Raw genomic sequence first — 20,867 nt, 5'->3', positions numbered from 1 at the left:
CCCAATAAAAAATAGCTCCTCCTAGCTGTTTTTTGGGCCAGCTAAATATCAGGGAGTGCATCTACGTGTCAAAAAATAAAACGCTAAAAGGCAGAGCCACTACACCTGCCGCAGGTTTTACAATGATAGAGCTATTGATAATTATTTTAATCATAGGAATATTTAGTGCGATCGTCGCCCCCTCTTGGCTAATGTTTATCAACAACCACCGTTTAAAGCTATCGCTTGATCGAGCTTATTGGGCAATGGAACTTGCCCACAGCAACGCCAAACGCGATAAAATTTCATGGCAAGCCAGCTTCAAAGAAGAAGTAGGAAAAAATCCCCAGAGATGAATGATATAATTCTAATGGCTGGCGACACAGGTACTGTACACCACTGGGCCAAGGCCGGCCACTCCCAGGACTAGACGCAAACGAACCTTGAAAACCTTATATATAAAGCATCTTAGAAGCCAGCAGTTGCAACGAACCTAAAGCCCTACCAGGGATTGAAACAGCAAGCTGCTTGAGATGTTCAATGCGGCGACGGTTGCAACGAACCTAAAGCCCTACCAGGGATTGAAACGAGCATGGCAGGTGCTACGAACTTGAGCACAAAATCTTGTTGCAACGCACCTAAAACCCTATCAGGGATTAACAACGCTATACGTAGTGTTAACGCAGCTTCGTAGCAACACTACATATAGCGCATTTCAATACTTCACAATTAGGGGCAGAGATTTTATGTCCAAATTTGCGATCGACGCGAGCCGATCGCACAAACGCCGCCATCCAAACTCAGTGGTCAAGCCAATGCAACCAGCAGTACCGGGTACATTGGCATCAAAGTGTACGCCGAGTTCCGCCCGCACCCCGTGAATTGAAATTACAGGATCAGGCGTTATGTGAAAAAAGAGGCCTTCAATGCCGCGAGTGTCGAGCCAATAAGGCTCTGTTGGAATTTCATATTGCCCGGCTGGAATGGGCCCTTTTCCCCTCACCCACTCGTCGCCCGGTCGCTGCCAATTCGCACAGCCAGAAGTTGCCGTATAGTCGATCGCTTTTCCATCGGGATAAATTAGCTGTAAATTCCCGTAAATTAGATTAAGGGATTCAGCTAAATCCATTGTGAAAATTAGTTTGTGCATTTTATTTTGTGCTTAATTTGCTCAATTAAATTTTGAATTTCTGCAAGCGATTTACGACCTGATACTAAGTCGCGCAAATTCCCGATAGTCATGCCCTGTATGTATCCATACTCTTTCGACAAATCCTCTAGACAATCCACCAAGTGAGATTTGTTAGGATTGTCAACTGCTAAAAGCTGTTTAGCCTTGTCTATAGTCATTTGATGGCGACTTTGGGGGCGAAACTAGCAAACCGCCCAACAGTGTTAGAATTGGCGCTAAAAAAGGAATAAGCGGTGTAGCATTTTCTTTTTGAAAAACTAACGTTGTACCCGCGCCAACCAATAAAATCACCGATATATTAAGTGAGGCAATCGTGAAGCGATACGAGTATTTATCCACTTAAAACCCTGTGTTTTCGTTGTTGTATTCATTCAATAGATCGTCTTGGATTTCGTGGATGCCGCCTCGCACATGATACCCGTGATGGACTTTAAGATAATTCTGGATGTCGCGAACTTCGGCTCTTTGGCTTATATACAAACTTCTGAGTACCGTAAGCTTGCGCTGAATATTTGCTAAAAGTGTAAGGATACCTCTAGTTACGTTCCACAGCACAATTAAGCTGATTAGGGATGTCAGCAGCGTCCCGATTAATGACACTACATCTGTTGCATTTTTCACAGTTTGAAACTTTAAGTTAGTCAATCCCAGTGTAAATTTCAATCACTAGCGCGATTTCTTTGTGCCAGCGCGCCGCTTCAAATTTGAGACGATATTGAGTGGTCAAAAGAGGAAGCTTTATCAATGTTTTTCGTTTGAGTGGAACCATCCACCGGGAAGCTTCAAAATCAGGTGAATTATTACTTCCTAATAATTGTGTTAAGTTCCCCGCAAGCCACCAACTAGCTTTAGCTGGTAAAGAGTTTGCATAAGCTCTAATTGTATGTTGAGTAAAAGTCCCTGGTATTAATATTGCGCCAATGGGGGTTGTATCAGATGTTGAGTGAAAATTATTGTAAATAGTTTGCCAGTTAGTTTCGTCATCCAGCGGCATTTATGTGGCTCAGTGAAAATCAACTTAACCAAATAGAAATTGAAAACGATTCAAATAAAGGTTAACAATTTCTATTTGCAAGTTATTAAGGAGTAGTAGTGGCCTTGCGTTTCTTACGACTTTTTGTAGTCGTAGTAATTGTTACTTGTTCAGCCTCAGTAATTGCTACAGCGGTCGCAATAGCAGCAACAGCAGCAGCTTTAGGCATAATGGGATATGTTCGACCACCTTCAATACTAAAAAAAGGCTCAATTTCGCCAACACCTACAGTACCAGTAGTAGCAATTTTTGTAGCAGGTATCAACTCGCCCAGAGCGTCAGCAATTTGTGCAACCGACAAAAACGATGGAAAAGTTATCGAAAGTTGTCTTTTAGTACCTTTTGTTGTTTTCAGTCCGGTAGTTAGAAAAACTTTCTTACTTCCAGCGCGACTATTGGCGAGGTAAACTCTTTTACCTTCTGCAACAGCAACATCGGCAAAAGTTCCATCAGGTTTTGGAACACTTCGACTATATGCGGCTCGGTCTACCAAATCGCCTTCGCTGGGGGTGTATACTAGACCTTTAATATCAAGAAAATTGGCAACTCTCTCAATGCAACTACAGCTAGTACGATAAGGATCTGTTCCTGTTCCTGTCTGTCCAACTGCCGTATATTTAACGAGAAAAGCGAATCGACCCATAGGATTTATCTCCTTTTATTTTTAGAAATTACCCTACAGTTGGAGTGGCCAAGTCAAGATTTACCACTACACGTGAAACAACTGTGCTCGTTCGGGGGAAAAAGAGTTGATTGGAGCCAGTACGAGCAATCGCACCGTTTGCTGCCGGCGGATAACCTAAAATTTTCTCGCCCGGTGATAGGGATTCGTTTTTTTGTGCTGCCGCAATCGAAGCAGCCTCTAGAGTTTTGACAAGAAATTCGTTAAGAGTGAAGTCAACGGGCATATCTAACTTTTCCCACCAGGCGCGCAGCGCTTCGTCTTCAGTAGCTTGAGCCAATTCTTGTAAAGTAATGTCGTTCATTTGTGTAAATGGTATTGATGGGTAAAATCTTGCGGACTTATTCGATAACTTCACCTTAATTTTTTCGCATTGACCTGTCAACAGCTAAAACCTTTACCCCGTGGAGGTTTCACCTCTAAAGTTTTTTGTAGAACCCTAGGGTTCCGCAAAAAACTTTAGAGGTGAATCTTGCAAGATGTTAATTTTTGTTAAGTCTGAATTAACCTAACGGTTTTAGGTTTGATGGCTCTCTCTCTGGCCACAAATCAATCTCTATGCGCTGTTCTTCCCAGATATTCCCTGCGATATCTTCTCGCCCTTCTAAGTCACTAGCTCGCTTTTTCCAAGTCAGCACGGCTTTACAAGGATAAACCAAGTAAGGGAGCGCACGCCGACGAGGTGTTGGGTCAGTGTAGCCCGAATCGCGAACTCCATTGGGTAATATTTCAGCAGTCGAAAGTTTTAGCAATTCTTTTATTTTTTGAAGGCCTTCATTTTCGGTGCTGGCATTGCACTGCATTTGATGGCCACTATTGAGTCGCGCTGTAACCAACCGCTGACCGCTGGTGTACTGCTTAGCAGCAAATTTTATTTCTTCCCACGTCAAACCGCGTTTTACGTCAAATACAGTGATTTCTCGGCAACGGGCCCTTTTACCTGATGGCATTTTCCACGGCGGCGCTGGTTTTTCTCGAAATTCAATCAGCAAGCGCCGCTCTTGAACGCCGGGGGTGATGTAATTATCTGTCGGCATACCATTTATCAAAATTCCGACATCGCGATTACCGAGCATCTGGTGTGTCGCTAAAACGCTAACAATTGTCGGCCTCAGCACAGCTTCTGAACCGCTAAGAACAATTCGCTCGTCAGGTGCACTGCGGTCGGGGGTAATTTCGACAGTGCGATCGGCTCCAAGTACCGAATTATTTTGCATCGCTTGCTGAGCAAGAAAAGCATCAATGCCGCCGGCAACGGCAAAACCCGCTTCGATACAAGCTTCTGAACCTTCTTCGATCATTTCTTCGGTAAAATTCCGCCAGAAAACGTCGGGAATTTTTTCCACGGTTTCTTCGACTGCTTTGGCGATTGTCCAACTTTCCCCGGTTCCCCAGTTGTCTACTGTTTTGGAACCCAACACCGCCCGCAGCCCTTGCCCGAATATACTGTTTGGGTCTTTGAGCGCGCGTCGCACATCTTTGTAGAGCCAAAGGAAAGTTGCCTGAGTTCCCATACGGAATCCTGCGTTGATAACTTCGCTAGCGGCGTCTAACATTTCGTCTAGCGCTTGCTCGCCGACTTCTTTCAATAAGTGCGTACCCAGCGACTGGTTGAAACTAAAAACCGCAGCGGCTGGCACTACACCGCAGCCGAGCCAGCCGATCGCTCTTCCGGCAGCACCCCCCAAAATTCCTCCAAAGGAAGTCCACAAACCTTGTATTTGCTTATCAATTGCAGTATCTGAGATGTTCCAGTTGAAATTGTAAATAAACTGAACGCCAGATACTATCCAGCTCCACAACTTAGTAAAACTAAAAGATATTGCGCTTGTGATTGCTGAAATTAAAAAATTCCCAAATCTAACAGCGCCATTGATAACAGTCTCTAAAAAACCCCCATTATTTTGAGTTGTGATTGCACTTGCAGACCACGTTCGGATTAAATTACCGCCTGTTGAACTTGACCGAATTTTTCGCGATGCCAAATCTTTAAGAATCATCCCTATTTTGGGAATTGCTTGTGCAGTTGCCATTAATTGTCACCCCCAGCCTGTGAAATGTTGTCGCCGATTTGTCTAATCCTCGGCCGGCGGTCTGGAGTCTTTCCGTAGGGGTTTTGTATGTCACTAATCCCCGTTATATTTGTAAAACCACTTTCTGCACTGTCGAGAAAATCTTCAAAGTTTTGAGATGGATTTTGTTTTTGCTCGCCGTCTGTGGGCTTGGTTGGATTTTTAATAGAATTTGCGAGGTCGAGACTTCCTTTTAAAATCCCTAAAAGTTGAGATTTAGTGTCTTTCTTGGTATCAATTCTTTGCCAGTGTACCGCACGAATTACCGCAGCAGCTTGCAGCAAATCTAAGAAGATATCGCGCAAAGTTTCTTTTTCTGTGTAATCCATTCCTTTTAAATGGATTTCTGATTCCGCAATCAATTCGTGTATTGTTTCAGCGCCAGGGGTAAAACAAGAAGGCACAGTAACGTCAATTTCTGTGCTTTTAAATGCCATATACTTAATGATTGATTTTGACGCCAAATAACCTTTAATGGCTTCTTGTCGAGCTAATCCTGATTCAACTAAATTCTTTGTTGTGATAGCTACTAAAGCATCAACATTTGTAGTAAGCGAGAGTATTTGCCCCTCAATTTCGGCAATAGATTCTGCTAAATTGGGAAATTTAACTTGTTTGCCCTGGTCGCCTTCTTGCGTAACATCAGCATCTTTAACATCGATTTGTATTACCCACTGACCCCAACGTTCGTCATCGCGCCTAAATTGCCAGTCAAGCAGGCTTACTAAGTCTACAATTGGCACCTGCTGCGGTTCTGCGGGTTCTTCTCCTTCGTTCGGGATTTCTTGGATGATAGTTTCAGGCAATGTTCCCGGAAACCTAGCAAGCCCCAATTTTGTATAAATTGCTCTTAAAAATTTGAGATTTTCTTGGCAGCAAGTATCCATAATTTTTCGGGGTGGTGGGTTTGGAAAAGGAGCAAAAACAGGAGTCTCGGGAACTGGTGGCACATCTCTGGGCATTGGTTGACCGTTACAAGTTATAGGCATTGCAACAATACTGATAGCTTTTTCTGGCCATTGCCGTAAATAAAAGTTTTTCATGTAATAATCGAATTCTGCCGGAGTACAAATATTTCCCCGTGTTTCCAGTGATTCTTCCCTTTGGTATTGCGGTCGGTTAAGCCAATACCAATATTGGGACGATATCCTATCAGGAGGGGGATTGGCGTTGATAGTAATTGAATAAGATTTAGTTACTGGATTGTAAGGATTAATTTTTTCGATATAGGTGCTACCTTCCCCAAAAACTAAGGTTACCTCTCTCCATCTTCCTTCTAGTAGCCAGTTGGGATCTAGCAAATCGTAAAATTCTTTTTTATAACCCTTTAGCAAAAGCATGAAGTGGTAAACGCAATTCGGATTTAAAGTTAATTTCAAATCCGAATAACTAAAGCCAATCCCTTTGTTAACAGTAGGCACACTCGGCTTTTGGTCTTTTTTCGTTTCGGGGAATCGCAATCCTAAACTTAATTCAATTGGGGTAAACGGAATCTGAAGCGTGAATTCTACTCCGATATTCCCTTCGTCGGAGGAAAGATTTATTCCTAATCCTCCAATTTCGCCGCCAATAGATCCGCCAATAATTTCTCCGGTATTTGTATCGATTTTTACGCCACCGCTCAATCCTAAAAGTCCTCCAGGAAGTTCGGCGCTGCCGGCAATTCCAACAGTTCCTTTTGAAGGATCTCCGCTGATATCAATGCCAAGCGGACTCACTTCAACAGCAGCGCCCAGCTCAATCCCAATACCACCAATGCTTCCTACTTCTTGAGTGACTCCGATGCCGCCGCTGCTAATGCTCGGCTGAGATTTTCGGCCCATGTCTACGCCGCTATCTTTGCCCAGATCGATCGCACTTGACCCCCTTGTTGCCGATGGCGAGAGTCCAGATGTGCGACTTACTCTAGACATAACTTGCTTCTATTCCTGAAAGCCGAGAGGGGCCGCCGTCGGCGATCGCCCAGAGTTCTCCGGTCAGAGTTTGCTCGGTCAGGTTGCCCCCACCGTTCCGGGCTAAGAAAATTCCGCTGCCGACAGCAACGCTGGAATTTCCCGCAATCCAGATATCTGTATTCCCTGTATTCGTTGCATACAAAATTGCTCGATTTTGGTTCGCCGTGCGGAAGCGAGTTGGCGCTCCAGATGGAATATCGATTCCATAAGGTACAGCACTGCCAGTCGTCCGAATTTGCGGTTTGGCAATTAAGTCTAAGCTGAATTTAAAATCGCCTTCAAGATTTATATAGTCGCCTAATCCGAGCACACCGTGTCCGTAATTAATAATAGAAATGCCAAGGCTGTCATCGGGGCTTAGTAACTTTAATTGATTAATTGTCAAATAGGGAATAACAAAAGGAATTGTGGTTTCCCGTCCCTTATTTTGCAACCTTGCAGTTGCAAGAGTTGACCACGCGCCGCTCCCTTTTCTGGCGTGAAACCTCAGCCCAACAAACGGGTAATCCTTTTCTATGGCCAGCATTGCAGCAATTTTTTCTGCTGCGTTCATTTCTGGGTAGATATCAGGGTAGGGAGCTTCTTGATATGAAGGCAAATATATAGCGCCGCTCAAAGCCTCAAGGTAAAAGCTTTTTCCTAAATAATAGGAAACTGCCAAAGGATCGTATTCGGCAAAAGCAGTGCCGCAGTTGAGAATTTCGATAATTCCTGTACCATCTGCGCTAGTAATGCTGCGCCTAAACGTTCTGGTATTCTCTAGCTGATTTTCACTCAATTTAAAAATACCTTTCCTTCGAGAATAGAACCGCCACCGGGTAAGGTGATAACTTCGATCGGGAATTCCAGCAGCGCGCTAAATGTGGCATTACTTCCACCGCTGGAAGCCATTGTGTGAGTGCAGCGCGTAATTACTGTTTTTTCGGGATTAAGCTTCCGTGCGGGGTCGAGCTCTAGGAGTTTGAGGGCAATCACGCCCTCCATAGCCGCTTGAGCTAAATTGGCGGCGGTACTATCGCCACCTGTTCCGCTGGTGAATAGGCTGCCAGTAAGGTAGTGCGCTGCGGTGTAATTCGTACTCCCTCCGACTGCGTTGGTTCCCCCGACATTTAGTAGCAAGTCGATAGCAGCCGTTTTTGTGGATAAGTTTGCTGTAATCGTTATGCGATCGGTTCTTTCGGCAATTCTTACTAAATTATTCTCTTCTTGTTCCAGCAAACCCAAAATGCCGTATACATAGCGCTCTTTAGCTGCTGCCCCATCAGGATTAGCATAAGATTTTCCAGATATAGAAGCTCCCGCCCCCGCAGTATGATCCGCCATAATAATTTTAATAAGTTGCTAATTATATCTAGTGTAAATATCAAGTTGGGGGGCTTCGTCTACTTCCTGAAAGCTTAAGAAGTTGCGGAAATAGACAAAACAGCAACTCCTTTAAAAATTCAAACAACCGGGCAATCATAGTTTCGGCTGCTACACTGAGGGAAGCAGCTAAACGGTTGCTAATTGGTCGGTATTCGTATACAAACAGCAACTATGAAAATTTTAAGGCTAGGACAAGCAACACCATTATGTCCGCTCACCTACCAACAAATCAGCAACCAATTTACAACAGAACTTTACAAATTATTTTTAGGGTTTGCTTGGTACACTGGAGAGAGGCCAGAAGCTATTCTACAAATCGACGTTAACCACGTTTACGCAAATATTGGGAGGCGGCAACCCCGCGATAAAATGCTGTATCCAGCGGCTAACCGTAAGGATAGAAAATCGCGACAGGTAGATATACACAGGGTCTTGAAACTGATGTTAGCTGCGTACCAGCCGCCAGAATCGGGGTTTTTATTCCCTTCTCTATATCGCGCCGACAGGCATTTAAGCCGACAAGCTGTAGACAAGGCTTTTAGACGCGCTGTAAAAAAAGCCGGATTGGAGAAACAAGGGTATAGCTTGTATTCACCGCGCCGAGGATTTATCACACACTTGAGCAGGCAAGGGTATGACATAAAAATCATTCAAAAATTGACAGGACACGCCAGCCTAAGTTCTCTCATTCGATATATTGATGTGTCGGACGAACAGTTAAAAAGTGCTATTGAAAACTTTTGACTAAAATATTAATCTATGACTTTATTTAATCCAAGCCAACAGCAACAGCAGCAGCAACAAACCCAATATTCTAATGCAGGGACTTTAACAGAATTTGCATTAACAACTGCAACCACAACTATCGTACCCGATCGCACTGCGGCTAAAAATAGAAAAAGTTTTACTATTTTTAATGACGGGACAGCTAATGCGCTTTTTGCTTACGGTACAACTATTTCGGCAACTGCTTTTACTGCTGAAATTTTGCCCGGCGGCTATTTTGAGGATTCTTCTGTCGCGCCTTGGCAAGGTGCCGCAGTGATGAGAAGTACAGCCAGCCCGACAAATGTAAACGTTACGGAGCTCGTAATTATCTAGTGCCTCTTCACAATCCGATCACTGAGCCGCAAGTACCCCAAGCGATCGCGCGGGATACCGAAGCCACAGCGGCAGCAGCAGCGGCAACCGCAGCCCACGAAGCTGCCACAGATCCACATCCGCAATATCTTACCCAAACGGAAGGAGACGCACGGTATCAATTAGCCCTTCCTGTGACAGTTGTACAGCAATCTGTCGCCGCGCCCGCGCAAATCAGTATCTTGGCAAACACCTGGTTCGATGTCGGCACTTTTAATAATGTCAATTCGGGCTCATCTGACTCTCTGTTTGCGATGTCGCTTTACGTCCAATACACATCTGGAGGCACGACCCAAGATTACTGGCAATATGCCGGGGCTGCTGTGATTTCGCCGGTTTGGTGGAAAGCAGGCGGCGCGGAATTGGTGAAATACATCGACATGGAAGGTCACAATTCTGTTGATTTCGCTTTAAGTTTTCGGCTGGGCATCGACGGGCAAGGAGGTAGAATGGTGCAATTATATTTTCCTCTTAATCTAATCGCTCGCCTCGTTCGCGCATCTTTTGTCCGATTGCGCTACTGAGCGCAAGAGTTATTCCCAGATTGCCGAGGCTTCCGGAGTCAGTCGCACGAAGGTAGCGAGTTTGTGCAAGGCCGCCGCAGCATAGCGGCAATTTCGGCGGGGGGGATTCCGGCCGCTAAGAGCGATCGCACTTCCGCCACTTTTGCCTGAGCAATGGGTGAATCGGTGTTACCGCCGCGGACGTGGACGTGTCTTACCCGGCCGCCGTCTTTGTAAGACAATCGATAATATTTGCGACAAGTCTCTGGGGCTGTGCCGCGCGGTTGGTATATCGATATTGGATCTAGCGGCGAATCATCAACAGGCGGGGCTGTTAATTCTGTAACCATTGTGGAGTCGGTTACAGAATTAACAGCGTGCCGCGCTTCCATCATGATTGCTCCTTGGAAAATGCAGTGAAGTTTCTCATTCATATACTGGATTTGATGCTCTTTGATTTTGAGAGGTTCTTCGCTGCTGTGCGCGCTGATTTGAGTGAAATCGCGACCTTGAGCCAAGTTCTCGCGACACACTTTGATAAACTCATTGAGTAAGCCGGTAAACTCTATAAATGTGTGGCAGTTGGTGCGAACTGCATCGTTATAAAAGCGGTCAGAGGCCGCTTGCATTTTTTCTAAGCTTTCTTCGGGTGTCATATTGTCTAGTAATTGTCTAGTACGGATGGGTATTGATATGGAATATTTGTGTTGTCGGTGCGGTGGGAGAGGAATTCCACCTCTTCCACGTATATGAGGGCAAAGCCGATCGCCTTCATCGCTTCAAACAGAGCGGCGCGGCTTTGCTCGTCATCTGTGTCGCGTATTTTTGCCATCAGCCATTGTCTTACATCGGAGAGTTTGGCGTGTTGCTGGAGAAGTGTTTCTTTAGATGCCATGACCTTACTTTGTAATAAATTCTTCATGGATTAGAGCTAGACTCCACGGCTCGCGCACCTCTTCTCCCCAATTGCCAATCCGGTCTGCAAGTGCGGGATTTATCCACACAACTTTTGATGCAATTCTTACGAATCGCCGCAACATTAAAAATAATTCTGCAAGCACGATCGCCCTTATCAGTCGGTAGGTACAGAGGACGGCTGCGGCGATGTTTTCCCAAGTGTTGAAAATTTCGTCGGTATCTTCCCACCACATTCTCTCTAATTCTTCAGAATCAGAATTTTGCTGGTGCTGTATTCGTTTGTCGGTAGTATTCCAATCAAATAGATAGAGCTCTTGCAGCATGGTTAATCTGTCCTTGTGGTGTGTCCGGTCTTTGTGGAACTAGCCGATCGCCCTTCACGACCGATCGGCAATTTGTCTAGTGTTTGTCTAGTTAGTGATTTCTTGCTGTAATCTTTGGCCGTAATTGGTTGTTACCTTAATATGGCTATCTTGGGAAAGGTCAATCTTAAAAAGATTTACCAGCAAATTGTGGACGCGGGCAAAAACTTCAACTCCTAGAGTTGTCGCTGTCAGCACCAGAGTTTCGCCAGAAGTGTAAAGCAGTAAACGATCTTCTACTTGTAACGTCGCTTTCTCAATAGGGTTATTCAGACTCGGATATTGATATTCGCGACAACAATCTTTGACGAGAACCCATCCGATCACTTGCTCCGTATCAATGCCTAAATCTTCACCACAACGAATTTTTACCATTTGTCCCCTCTTACTAAGAGTTAGAAAACTTGCTAGCAGCCGATCGCCCTTCACGACCGATCGGCAATTTGTCTTACTGTCTTACCGGCCGCCGACAGCATCCTTGAACTGCTTGCCTGCCGAAAATGCCGGCACAGTTGTTGCGGGAATGTCCATTTTGTCGCCGGTTTTGGGGTTGCGACCCTCTCGCTCCTTTCGCTCCCGCGACTCAAACGAGCCAAAGCCTACCAGCGTTACTTTGTCCCCACCGGAGACAGCTTCCATGATTGCTTCGAGGCCGGCAGTGAACACGGCATCTGCCTGCTTTTTGGTGACGCTGGCCTTTTCTGCAATTGCATCAATCAGTTCGCCTTTGTTCATAAGTGCGATCGTCCTTTGGTTATCAGTTATTGGTTATTAGTCATTAGTAGCGCATCAAGGATGCCAGTAGGGTTCCGGCTCGTAGGTAGCTCTTTCTTCTTCCGGGTCTACAAATCGGTCTAACGGCTCTTCCCCGATGTAATCCTCAAAGCTTTCGGGGCGATCTTCAAAAAGTTCGGCATCTGGAAAATATTGAATCTGGTCGAGGTTTACATATCCGTCGCCGTCTGTCGCCTGTTCAAGCCATTCTGGCGGTAAGTCTTCCTCTGATTTCCAACCAAGTTCCAGCACTTTAGCGGTGGTAGATTCGGGGTTGAATAATTCTTGCAGTTGCCGCGCTGCGCCGATCGCAATTGATGTAAGTCCTTCTCTGCCGGCGAGCGACGGGTGACGGGTCGCTAGCTGAATGTGGGAGATGATGGCGATCGCTGCCAGCGGATGAATTTCGATCGGAGCCGGTGCCTTGTCTTCGAGTGAGGCTAGCTCTGCCGCATACTTTTCAAGGTCGGGATAGTTGGGGTCTGTGTGGTTCATGTTAGTTGATTAGATATGCGTACTTTCCCTTGACTGTCAGTCCCAGCAGTTTTGCAAGCTTCTCCGATTCAAAATGTATCAATTCACCTCTCAAGGCAATGGGAATTTTTTTTAATTCTGCCTTGGCTTTTTTGTAGTCAGATAAGGGGATTCTCACGTTTTCGGGGGACGGGTAATGACTCCAGCAGCCGCTTGAATGTTTGACAGCTATCATTAATTCTCCCCTGCCTTGCGTAGAGTTATCCTCGTCGTTGCCTTTGTAAATCATCAAAGATTTTCCAGCATAGATGATGTTGCTATGCCCGTAAGCTAATCCTATTTCGAGCGTTGTTTCGCCCAGGGATAAAGTAGAGCGCCGCGCTTCGAGAACTGATAGGAAACCCATTACAGCAGACTCGCTGAGAGATTTTGCCAATTTTCCCAACGCAAGCATGGTTATACCTTTTAGCCGGCGAAACCACACCCTTAGTTCAGGGGCCGCAAGGTCTACTTGCCCTAAAATAGGAATTGCTTTTTCCCAATGCTCTGTCCACTCAGTTATTGCTTCTAGTTTTGTGAGAGTGCGGCTTTCCGCTTCATCTGCCAATCGGCCCATGTTCAGCCAGAGTAAAAGCAATCCTTGAGATTTGGCGATAGTTTCGTAAAATTTCTCGTTGTACAGTTGTATCCCAGATTGACGGCATATCTCAAAAACTTCGTCAGGAGACTTGCCGTGATTTTCTATTAATGAATTTGCGAGTTTGACTGACTCGTCACTGAGGAAATCCAGAGTGAAATCTTCTGACTCACCGATTGAAATGGTAGGCCACACACCAACGCTCTGTGTTCCTCGGGGGATTACCCCAAAAGTTGCGTCACACTGTCTTCTGCGCTTTGCTTCTCCCATAAGTCTTTCGTGATGAATATTTCTTGCTACACATAAATGCTCTTTCATAGAAGCCGATTTATGTGTAGTTATAGTTTAGGACTAACGCAAAACCAGCACCTGACATAGGCGCTGGTTCTGACTGCTTACTATTCTGCGAGCGTCCCGTTGCTTGGGGGATTCTCCTCGCTGCGATTGTTGGATGCTTCTAGTTGCTGTTGCCGCTGCGCTTCTTGCTGACGCAGCATCTCTTGGTATTGCTGTTCTTGCAGCTCTTTTAGTTTGATTAAGTTGTCCAGCTTTTGCTGGTACTCTTTGACCTCCTCTCTGTACCAGACGATGCACTCCTGACTCTTGACCAACTGCTTTTTAGCATCGTCTATTAGCTGGTCAATAACTCCCCCAAAGGGGTTGAAATCTCCAATTCCCTCCTTGCTAGCTTCTCGATCAAGTCTGAGCCACTGACCCCCAAACCCTGAGCTAGCTCCCGAAAAAGTCTCGCTCCTGTCGGTGTGAGGGTAAACGTCCTGTTTGTCCTCAGTTCCCCGTACTCCAACTGTTTTGCCTTCTTGACTTTGACCATGCTCTTGATTCATAACGTCTTCCTTAAAAGATTAGCAAAGATACACTTGTGACCTTGACAAACTTACAAGTGTGACTTTATGATAGACCAAAGTCACACTTGTGACAAGATTGCAGAGCATACCTTCAGTATTCGCGGGTGAGTCTCACTCACCCTTTCCCCCCTATGTTCGACCTCAAACTTCTCCAACAGAAGAGTCTCAAGGATCTCAAGGAAATCGGCGAGCGGCTCAACTGCCTCCCCGACGGCGACAGACGGCTCAGACGCAACTGGATTGCAGCACTGGCAAGCTTTCCATTCCCCGAAACTTCCCCCGGTGTCGAACCGATCGAACAAGCGGCCAGCATCGATGCTGAACCGACCCCGGAGCCGATCAAAGTTCAAGCCCAGGAGCCTAAATTCCAGATAGGCTGCAAAGTTCGATCGCTCTCTCAGCGTTGGGGAATCGAAAAAGAGTCATTGACCGGAACCATTGTTGCTGTACAGCATTCTGGCGGTGTGCGCGTTGATTTTGGGGCGGGGGGATGCTTTGATTTTTCCCGCTCACGCCTCGGAGACTTGATCGAAGTTCAAGCCCAGGAGCCGCCGCTAGAATCCAAGTTTGGCAGCATCGTTTATCCCAGACCCGCCGCCAAAAGTGAGGCAAAAGTGAGTCAAAGTGCGATCGCGCCTGTGCTCGACGTTGAGGAATTCCGGCGGACTCACGTCGCTGAGATTGACAGTTATTTCGAGAGTGTCTCCAAGAATCCCCCCGGTTCCGATCTGAATCCGATCTTGACAACCGCCGACGCTTGGAACAATGCAGAATTTGGCGAAGTGCTCCACGCAGCAGAACCCAGCGGTCAGCTCAACTTGCTGGAGTGGGAGGATACCAACGAGCCGCCAGAACCCGACGACTACCCCTCAATAGCAGACTTTGATGCTGCATACGATCGCTGGCTGTTGAATCAGGTGCTAATTGCCGAACTCGAAACCAAAACCCAAAATGCAACTACTAAACCCGACATCGCCAGAAATGAAGGTGCTGATATACGTTACGGGCGCTCTCATCCCGCCGAATTGGATGGAGATATCAGCAGCGCTGCAACTGAAGGACTGGGAAACCAAGAAGGCGATCGAGTATTGGCAGTGGCAGGGAATCATCAAGCAGTTCGAGGGCGAGATTTACCCGATCAGCCAACTCAACTAGCTCCGATCATTACGCCACAAGCTCCGATCATTGCGCCACAAGCTCAGTCACATGACAGTCAGATAAAAAAATCCTTTGACGAACAGCAACCGCCCGGTCGGGGCGACGGTCGGGGATGTTATGCCGAATTGGCTATCGGAATGTTAGTCGGCCGCCGGAGCGATCGGCAGCACATCGGCAAGATTCTCGACATCTACAAATCCCGCCGGGGAATCTGGCGGGCAAAAATCCAACCGCTCAATAAACCCAATTTCGTTTATTTCGATTGCGCTGCGCTGATCGAACAGCGCTTGCTTTATGACTACGAGATGAAGCCGGGAAGATTCCTCCTCAGCGGCGAAACCTTCGACAAGTCCAGGGGCGAGAAATTTGAGGTTTATTCGCACAAAGTGCGATCGGCAAAACCGACAAATTGGACGGCAGACGAACTGAACTCGCTCTCGACATTCAAGCTCAAACAGATCGCCCGCGAGATGGAAATACCAGCAATCCCAGGCAGTGCAGGCAAACGCAGCCTAATCCGCGCCATCCTCGCAGAACAGGCAATCTCGCAGGAGAAAGCAGCAGCGCAGCGCGAGCGAGAAACTACCCCGCCGACCGCTCGGAAGCAAAAATCTGCGCCTGCCAGCAAGAAGAAGGGAGCGGCCGTCCCGCTGGGGAATCAACTGTCGTTATTCGACGTGGCGGTGTAGCGATGTTCCCATTCTTTATTCCCACTTTTGACTGTTGGTGCGATCGGACAGATGACACCGACGAACCGCCTGACACAGCTATCGGCGCACGATTACCGGGCCCTAAGCCTCCCAAATTTCCGCCTAAGTCAGCCGCAAGTCAGCCGCAAGTCAGCCCAAGTCAGCCTAGGTCAGCTCAAACTCAACCTAAACTCAACCCAAACGCATCCTAAACGCATACCGAAACTATCCCGAAACTATCCCGAAACTATCCCGAAAGCATTTTTGGGGCCGATCGGGCGATCGCCCCCGGGAGGTGATGCCTTTATGTAGCACCCGGCTGATATCACCTTGCGTTTATCTCCTGAATCTGATGTTGTTTTGTGCGATCGTCTTTTTTGCTTTGGGCGATCGCTCCCTCCCACCTCTATGAAAAAAGCCACTTGGTATCGACATTTATTTAACGGCTATGAACCCGATAACGCCATCAAATTAACAGGGGAATTGGTGGATGACCGCTACGTAGTTTATGAGGTTTGGGGGTCGCTCACCTTTAACGACGGGCACTTATTTGTATCGATTCATCAAAACGAAAAAGGCGAGTTTGTTTGGCGCTCGGACGATAAAACGGGCATCGAAACTGAGTTTATGGATGCTTGGAAAAAGTTACCTGTCTTTGTCACCGACCCCGACCATTACATAGAATCAGCCATGAATTACCACGACGACTAACTATGCAAGTGACTCAGAAACACATTGATTTTTTAAGAGAGCCGAAAGAGTGCTTGTTCGGCTACCACTATTTGAATCAATGCCCGGGGTGGGTTATTGGCGAAATACGCCTTCCTCTAGTTCGTCATTCCAACCTCTTTTTGTTAATACAAACTTTTGACGGCGAACTGTGTTGGATGCCTTCGCATAAAGTTGATTTCCATTCACCTTGGAATTCTGTAATTCGCAAAAATGCACCTCTACCGCCAAAAATGGACAAATGGATCTCACATTAAATTCACAATTTCTAGACAATTGGATAGAGCCACTAGAGGGCGAATATCAACCGCTTCTAGACTTTGAAGAAGCCATCCAGAATCAATCCCCATTCCACAATTTAGACTCGCTCACGAGCGAAATTAAAAGGGGATTTCTCGACTACGTGCGGCAGGGAATCATGCTGCACACAATCCGCCGATACCGCTTGTACAAGGACAAATTCAAGGACTTTAAATCCTACTGCGAGCAAGGATTGGGCCGCCAGCACTTCTACTGCAAGCAAATCATCAAAGCTGCGAGCGTCTGCCTGCGGTTAATTAAATCTGGCTTCAAAATCTTGCCCAACTGCGTAGCTCAGGCGCTCCCCTTGGTAAAGTTCGCCACAGTCGATCAGTACGGCGAGAGTCCCTTAGAGTCCAAGTGGCGAGAGGTTGTAGAAGTCGTTCCCCAGGAAAAAATTTCAGCAGTAACCATCGCCGAAATTATCGACGAAAACCCCGAGCCGCGACTCCAGCAAGTCCGCATCAAAAAAGATACCTACGCCATCCTTGCCAAAAAAGCAGCGGCGGCCGGTCTGTCGTTTGTGGAATTCTTAGACCGCATTGCCGACGAGTACAATCCGCCAGAAGACGACGAACCGACAGAACACACGCCGGAGCAGCTAGAAATTTTGGATCAGCTTGATGCTGAGTTTGAAAAAGTGGCCGCAGGGGCGATCGGCAAAACTGACAAACCCGTAGCAAACATTGCCAGCGACAAGCTATCAACTTGCTATCAAAAAGCTATCAACTTGCCCGGTAGATCCGACGACGTGTCGGACTCATCCTAATTTTTAAAAAATTACCATGCACCATACTTTCACTTACAGGCATTCCGATTTGCCCCCAGTTCGACCTGAAATTCAAGCCCAAATTGTCGCCCTTGACGTTCAAGTCGCTGACTTAATTTTGAAGAGCCAGGGGAACTATAAAGAGCTTGAGCAGTTAGCGGAAATACTAGACAACTCTCTAGACAACTGCGAACTCAATTTGAATTCGATCCGCATTATTCCAGACGGTAGCGATAGTCAGCATCCCGACACCATCAGTATGAAAGATCTGCCAATTGAGCAAAAACAGCTTATTTACTCGTGTTCGCGAACCAACTCAATTTTGATGAATTTATTGAGCGAAATCACTGGACAACCGTGCGAACAACTGGCTCATAATATTGGATTACAGGCCGCCATTCATGCGAAACCTGTGGAGGATGAAGAGATAGAGCAATTTATCGAAAACGTAATGATGCCCTTAACGGAAAAAACTCAAGATAATCCACAGGCTAAAACTCATTACGTCTTTAAAGTGCTCAATTAATAAGCAAGAAAGCGGTCAACAGTGCGACTTGACCGCTTCAAGAAACGGTTTTGGCTAACTGTCCTCTACTTACAATCTACCATGCCAACCAAAAACAAGCACCACATCACCGAGTTAATCAAATCGGCAAAAGAGCGATTCGACACTTTTAGCGATGCCGAAACTCAAGAAGTTTTCATCACCATCAGGGAAGCAAAAGCGAGAGGACTGTTGCGAAAACAGCCACCCGACCGCTGCCTCAATAAATACGTCAACGCTGCGAACTCCCTACTGAATCTTTACGGCGCGGACGAATTCGCAACAGTTTTAATGGAAAACATCGACTACCTCTACGCCTACATTGCCCTGGTAGCGACAAACTCCATCACAACAACCGCCTGACGAGCGCCGCGCGTGGACTCTGCGGCCGAAACTCCCCTTAATAAGGGGAAGTCGCGGATCGAGTCCAAATCAATCCGCCGATTAAAAAAGACTGCGGTTTAGGGCTTTCAGGAAAAAACAAGCTGTTAGGGCTTTGGTACATTCACAAGCTCGATCGCAGCCTCATTAATTGCTTACATCTCGCGCACTTAGAAGCTTTAAGAGTGAAGTAGGCTCATATTGTGGCCTTTGGGTGATTCATAAGCTGTTGCTGCGAGATTTGGAAACCTCACCTACAAAAATTTAATGCAAATAATCGGGCTAGATATCAGTAAGGCCTCAGTTTCTTGCTGTCTAATATCTGAAAAAATCAACGAACCGCGCGAATTTTACTATCGCTACAATTTCCATAAATTCACCGCAACAGCACACGGAATTTCGGAATTGCTCGCACTAATCGGAGTCGAAAATCTAGCCAAAACCATCGCAATAATGGAACCCACGGGGGTTAATTATCAAGTTTTGTGGGGAACCCAACTCGCCCGCGCCGGGGTGGAAGTGCGGTTAGTCGGTCATAAGGAATTGAGGAGTTTTCGCGAGCATCACCTGGGCTTGCCCGATAAAGACGATGACGCGGATGCTTTGGCGCTTGCAATCTACGGCTGGGATTATCAAGATAGCCCGCGCCGATTTGTTCAAATGCGCGATCGCACAATCGTGGAAATTCGCCGCCTAGTCCTGCGGCTCGCTCATCTCAACCGCGTCCAAAGCCCCATCATAAATAGGGCGCGGCAAGATTTGGCTTGGCAGTTCCCGGAGGTGGCGCTCATTAAATCGCTGCGGTCTGGGGAAAAAGTCCCGCTGCTTTGGGGCTGGCTGTGCAGCGAGCGGCAGTCTGTAAAATACGATTTGCTCTACGAGCGGTCGATCGGATTGGGAATCACGGATGAACTCCGACGCCACGCCGCCCGCATTTGCGACATTCAGCGCGAGGAAATGGCGCTCGAATTTGAGCTGTCTAAATTAGTCGGCGAGCCGCAGTTTTTGCCGTACCGCCGAGTTTTTGCCCGATTTGGATTTGGCCGCCGAGTCGAGGCGCTGCTGCTTTCCCAAATCTTCCCGATCGAAAATTACCTCGCTGCCGACGGCAAGCCAGATGTCAAAATTCGCAAGGGGAGGCGATCGGGCAAGCCGACCAAACGGCATTTGTCGCTGCGCCGATTCTCTAAAGCCCTGGGCTACGCGCCAAGTCAAGAAAGCAGCGGCGATTTACAAAAGTCTAAGGTTGTTGGCGGCAGCGATTTGTGCCGAAAAGCTCTCTGGCAATGGGTTTTTACCCGGCTCGAAGTCAAGCGCTGCCGCATGGCTAACGACATTGGCGATCGGCTGGGGGAAATTATGGACGCTGAGAAAGCCAGCGGTCGGCCGGTGCGGCTGGTGCGATCGCGCGTGGCGGCTAAGGCCGTAAAAATGTTGTTTAAAGAGCTCGTCCGCGAGCTTGTTAATTCTCTAGAGTGAATGTACAAATAGCAGTTCACCCAGCCGACATTCCCCCAGCCCAAGTACCAGGCAGTCAATGGAAAGAATTAGAACCGCAAATTCAAATAGATCCAGATGAAACAACCGTGCTCCAAGTAAATGAAAGCAACGATCAAAAAACAAACGGCCCAATCCGGCGCGTCATGTTCAACCATCGAGGTTGTCCCGTATCTCGAAGCGACCACGACTGCACCCTAACGAGTATAAGAGCCAAAGGAACCCTAACGCTATATCATCCCAACTTAAGAAACAGCCAACGCTGCATCATCATCTCCACCCTCCTAGGACATAAACGCATCTCCCAAAGACAGCCCAAAGCTCAAGACAAAAGATATTGTTACTAATAGGGCGATAAATTATTTTGGAGTAGGGAAACGGCATTACCGCTGCCTCAATAGCCGTTTTGTCGATGCTTATATTCGGGCGTTGCACACTTGTGGTATGCTAAGCGCTAACAATCAACGAAAATTCAGCTATGATTTGTCCTGAATGTCAATCTAGTAATCTTAAGAAAAATGGCCATAAAAGAGGTAAGCAAAATTATCTTTGTAAAAACTGTTGCCGCCAGTTTATTGATAGCTACTCGCCCCTAGGCTATCCCGAGTCTGTCAAAAAATATTGCTTGCATCTTTACCTTGAAGGGAATGGTTTTCGTCGGATAGAAAGACTAACTGGTGTTAGTCATAACACTGTTATTAATTGGGTTAAATTGGCGGGGTTAAGTTTGCCCCAACAGCCAGATTATGACGAGATTCCCGAAGTGGCCCAAATAGATGAATTGCAAACATTTGTGGGCAATAAAAAAAACAAAATTTGGCTGTGGACAGCCGTGAATAAAGGGTCGG

31 protein-coding genes are annotated in these 20,867 nt (G+C 46.7%); 13 read left to right on the top strand and 18 right to left on the bottom strand.

Going from position 1 to position 20,867, the window contains the following annotated elements; translation table 11 throughout:
* Nucleotides 1-65 precede the first annotated feature (65 nt).
* Nucleotides 66-335 carry a prepilin-type N-terminal cleavage/methylation domain-containing protein gene (locus QUA42_RS02720; protein ID WP_333134898.1) on the top strand — a complete coding sequence of 90 codons (270 nt, stop codon included), beginning with the start codon at nt 66-68 and terminating at the stop codon, nt 333-335.
* Between the two features lie 359 nt (nt 336-694).
* Here QUA42_RS02720 and QUA42_RS02715 read toward each other — a convergent pair whose 3' ends face one another.
* The 10 genes from QUA42_RS02715 to QUA42_RS02670 all read right to left on the bottom strand — a co-directional run bounded on the left by QUA42_RS02715 (nt 695) and on the right by QUA42_RS02670 (nt 8,236).
* Nucleotides 695-1,129 carry a hypothetical protein gene (locus QUA42_RS02715; protein WP_333134896.1) on the bottom strand — a complete coding sequence of 145 codons (435 nt, stop codon included), beginning with the start codon at nt 1,127-1,129 and terminating at the stop codon, nt 695-697.
* The gene (locus tag QUA42_RS02710; RefSeq protein ID WP_333134894.1) at nt 1,117-1,329 is read right to left on the bottom strand and encodes a hypothetical protein; all 213 of its coding nucleotides are present in this window, start codon (nt 1,327-1,329) and stop codon (nt 1,117-1,119) included. The genes QUA42_RS02715 and QUA42_RS02710 overlap by 13 nt, the downstream gene beginning before the upstream one ends.
* Before the next feature lie 181 nt (nt 1,330-1,510).
* Complete coding sequence (locus QUA42_RS02705) at nt 1,511-1,792, bottom strand: hypothetical protein (protein ID WP_333134892.1); 282 nt, start codon at nt 1,790-1,792, stop codon at nt 1,511-1,513.
* A gap of 16 nt (nt 1,793-1,808) precedes the next feature.
* A complete protein-coding gene (locus QUA42_RS02700; RefSeq protein WP_333134890.1) occupies nt 1,809-2,165 on the bottom strand; it encodes a hypothetical protein in 357 nt (118 codons plus the stop codon).
* A gap of 85 nt (nt 2,166-2,250) precedes the next feature.
* Nucleotides 2,251-2,847: a hypothetical protein gene (locus tag QUA42_RS02695; protein WP_333134888.1), complete on the bottom strand. Its 597-nt coding sequence runs from the start codon at nt 2,845-2,847 to the stop codon at nt 2,251-2,253.
* A gap of 28 nt (nt 2,848-2,875) precedes the next feature.
* Nucleotides 2,876-3,190, bottom strand: a complete 315-nt coding sequence (locus QUA42_RS02690) for a hypothetical protein (protein ID WP_333134886.1) — start codon at nt 3,188-3,190, stop codon at nt 2,876-2,878.
* A gap of 199 nt (nt 3,191-3,389) precedes the next feature.
* Entirely contained in the window at nt 3,390-4,919 is a 1,530-nt protein-coding gene (locus QUA42_RS02685; protein ID WP_333134885.1) for a hypothetical protein, read from the bottom strand.
* On the bottom strand, nt 4,919-6,871 hold the full coding sequence (locus QUA42_RS02680; protein WP_333134883.1) for a hypothetical protein: 1,953 nt from the start codon (nt 6,869-6,871) through the stop codon (nt 4,919-4,921). The genes QUA42_RS02685 and QUA42_RS02680 overlap by 1 nt, the downstream gene beginning before the upstream one ends.
* Complete coding sequence (locus tag QUA42_RS02675) at nt 6,864-7,691, bottom strand: hypothetical protein (protein ID WP_333134881.1); 828 nt, start codon at nt 7,689-7,691, stop codon at nt 6,864-6,866. The genes QUA42_RS02680 and QUA42_RS02675 overlap by 8 nt, the downstream gene beginning before the upstream one ends.
* The gene (locus tag QUA42_RS02670) at nt 7,688-8,236 is read right to left on the bottom strand and encodes a hypothetical protein (protein WP_333134878.1); all 549 of its coding nucleotides are present in this window, start codon (nt 8,234-8,236) and stop codon (nt 7,688-7,690) included. The genes QUA42_RS02675 and QUA42_RS02670 overlap by 4 nt, the downstream gene beginning before the upstream one ends.
* A gap of 213 nt (nt 8,237-8,449) precedes the next feature.
* Between QUA42_RS02670 and QUA42_RS02665 the strand changes: the two genes are divergently transcribed.
* The 3 genes from QUA42_RS02665 to QUA42_RS02655 are packed head-to-tail and all read left to right on the top strand — an operon-like array spanning nt 8,450 to nt 9,942.
* Nucleotides 8,450-9,022 carry a tyrosine-type recombinase/integrase gene (locus QUA42_RS02665; protein WP_333134876.1) on the top strand — a complete coding sequence of 191 codons (573 nt, stop codon included), beginning with the start codon at nt 8,450-8,452 and terminating at the stop codon, nt 9,020-9,022.
* 15 nt (nt 9,023-9,037) lie between these two features.
* Complete coding sequence (locus tag QUA42_RS02660) at nt 9,038-9,379, top strand: hypothetical protein (protein WP_333134875.1); 342 nt, start codon at nt 9,038-9,040, stop codon at nt 9,377-9,379.
* The gene (locus QUA42_RS02655) at nt 9,379-9,942 is read left to right on the top strand and encodes a hypothetical protein (protein ID WP_333134873.1); all 564 of its coding nucleotides are present in this window, start codon (nt 9,379-9,381) and stop codon (nt 9,940-9,942) included. Before QUA42_RS02660 ends, QUA42_RS02655 begins: the two co-directional genes overlap by 1 nt.
* Before the next feature lie 38 nt (nt 9,943-9,980).
* On the opposite strand, the gene QUA42_RS02650 is transcribed toward QUA42_RS02655, so the two are convergent.
* The 8 genes from QUA42_RS02650 to QUA42_RS02615 all read right to left on the bottom strand — a co-directional run bounded on the left by QUA42_RS02650 (nt 9,981) and on the right by QUA42_RS02615 (nt 13,931).
* Nucleotides 9,981-10,577: a hypothetical protein gene (locus QUA42_RS02650; protein WP_333134870.1), complete on the bottom strand. Its 597-nt coding sequence runs from the start codon at nt 10,575-10,577 to the stop codon at nt 9,981-9,983.
* Between the two features lie 5 nt (nt 10,578-10,582).
* Nucleotides 10,583-10,816, bottom strand: a complete 234-nt coding sequence (locus tag QUA42_RS02645) for a hypothetical protein (RefSeq protein ID WP_333134868.1) — start codon at nt 10,814-10,816, stop codon at nt 10,583-10,585.
* A 4-nt stretch (nt 10,817-10,820) separates the two neighbouring features.
* Nucleotides 10,821-11,162, bottom strand: coding sequence for a hypothetical protein (locus tag QUA42_RS02640; RefSeq protein ID WP_333134866.1), 342 nt, complete (start codon nt 11,160-11,162; stop codon nt 10,821-10,823).
* Nucleotides 11,163-11,249: 87 nt separating this feature from the next.
* Nucleotides 11,250-11,576, bottom strand: coding sequence for a hypothetical protein (locus tag QUA42_RS02635; protein ID WP_333134864.1), 327 nt, complete (start codon nt 11,574-11,576; stop codon nt 11,250-11,252).
* Nucleotides 11,577-11,657: 81 nt separating this feature from the next.
* A complete protein-coding gene (locus QUA42_RS02630; protein ID WP_333134862.1) occupies nt 11,658-11,936 on the bottom strand; it encodes an HU family DNA-binding protein in 279 nt (92 codons plus the stop codon).
* A 54-nt stretch (nt 11,937-11,990) separates the two neighbouring features.
* On the bottom strand, nt 11,991-12,470 hold the full coding sequence (locus QUA42_RS02625) for a hypothetical protein (protein WP_333134860.1): 480 nt from the start codon (nt 12,468-12,470) through the stop codon (nt 11,991-11,993).
* Nucleotide 12,471: 1 nt separating this feature from the next.
* Nucleotides 12,472-13,281: a hypothetical protein gene (locus tag QUA42_RS02620; RefSeq protein ID WP_333134858.1), complete on the bottom strand. Its 810-nt coding sequence runs from the start codon at nt 13,279-13,281 to the stop codon at nt 12,472-12,474.
* A gap of 203 nt (nt 13,282-13,484) precedes the next feature.
* Nucleotides 13,485-13,931, bottom strand: coding sequence for a hypothetical protein (locus tag QUA42_RS02615; RefSeq protein ID WP_333134856.1), 447 nt, complete (start codon nt 13,929-13,931; stop codon nt 13,485-13,487).
* Nucleotides 13,932-14,056: 125 nt separating this feature from the next.
* On the opposite strand from QUA42_RS02615, the gene QUA42_RS02610 reads away from it, so the two are divergent.
* The 9 genes from QUA42_RS02610 to QUA42_RS27640 all read left to right on the top strand — a co-directional run.
* Nucleotides 14,057-15,799 carry a hypothetical protein gene (locus QUA42_RS02610; RefSeq protein WP_333134854.1) on the top strand — a complete coding sequence of 581 codons (1,743 nt, stop codon included), beginning with the start codon at nt 14,057-14,059 and terminating at the stop codon, nt 15,797-15,799.
* Nucleotides 15,800-15,850: 51 nt separating this feature from the next.
* Nucleotides 15,851-16,111: a hypothetical protein gene (locus tag QUA42_RS02605; protein ID WP_333134852.1), complete on the top strand. Its 261-nt coding sequence runs from the start codon at nt 15,851-15,853 to the stop codon at nt 16,109-16,111.
* Between the two features lie 18 nt (nt 16,112-16,129).
* Nucleotides 16,130-16,510 (top strand): hypothetical protein, encoded by a 381-nt coding sequence (locus QUA42_RS02600; protein ID WP_333134850.1) that lies wholly within the window; start codon nt 16,130-16,132, stop codon nt 16,508-16,510.
* 259 nt (nt 16,511-16,769) lie between these two features.
* Nucleotides 16,770-17,597, top strand: a complete 828-nt coding sequence (locus QUA42_RS02595) for a hypothetical protein (protein ID WP_333134848.1) — start codon at nt 16,770-16,772, stop codon at nt 17,595-17,597.
* A gap of 16 nt (nt 17,598-17,613) precedes the next feature.
* On the top strand, nt 17,614-18,123 hold the full coding sequence (locus QUA42_RS02590; protein WP_333134846.1) for a hypothetical protein: 510 nt from the start codon (nt 17,614-17,616) through the stop codon (nt 18,121-18,123).
* Between the two features lie 81 nt (nt 18,124-18,204).
* On the top strand, nt 18,205-18,504 hold the full coding sequence (locus tag QUA42_RS02585; RefSeq protein ID WP_333134844.1) for a hypothetical protein: 300 nt from the start codon (nt 18,205-18,207) through the stop codon (nt 18,502-18,504).
* Between the two features lie 285 nt (nt 18,505-18,789).
* Entirely contained in the window at nt 18,790-20,001 is a 1,212-nt protein-coding gene (locus QUA42_RS02580; protein WP_333134842.1) for an IS110 family transposase, read from the top strand.
* The gene (locus QUA42_RS02575; protein WP_333134840.1) at nt 19,998-20,366 is read left to right on the top strand and encodes a hypothetical protein; all 369 of its coding nucleotides are present in this window, start codon (nt 19,998-20,000) and stop codon (nt 20,364-20,366) included. The genes QUA42_RS02580 and QUA42_RS02575 overlap by 4 nt, the downstream gene beginning before the upstream one ends.
* A gap of 131 nt (nt 20,367-20,497) precedes the next feature.
* The coding region (locus QUA42_RS27640; protein ID WP_445301282.1) for an IS1 family transposase at nt 20,498-20,867 on the top strand (370 nt) is incomplete at its 3' end.

The sequence above is a fragment of the Microcoleus sp. Pol11C2 genome, assembly GCF_036701505.1.
Taxonomy (GTDB): domain Bacteria; phylum Cyanobacteriota; class Cyanobacteriia; order Cyanobacteriales; family Microcoleaceae; genus Microcoleus.
This window is presented reverse-complemented; position numbering and strand designations above follow the sequence as displayed.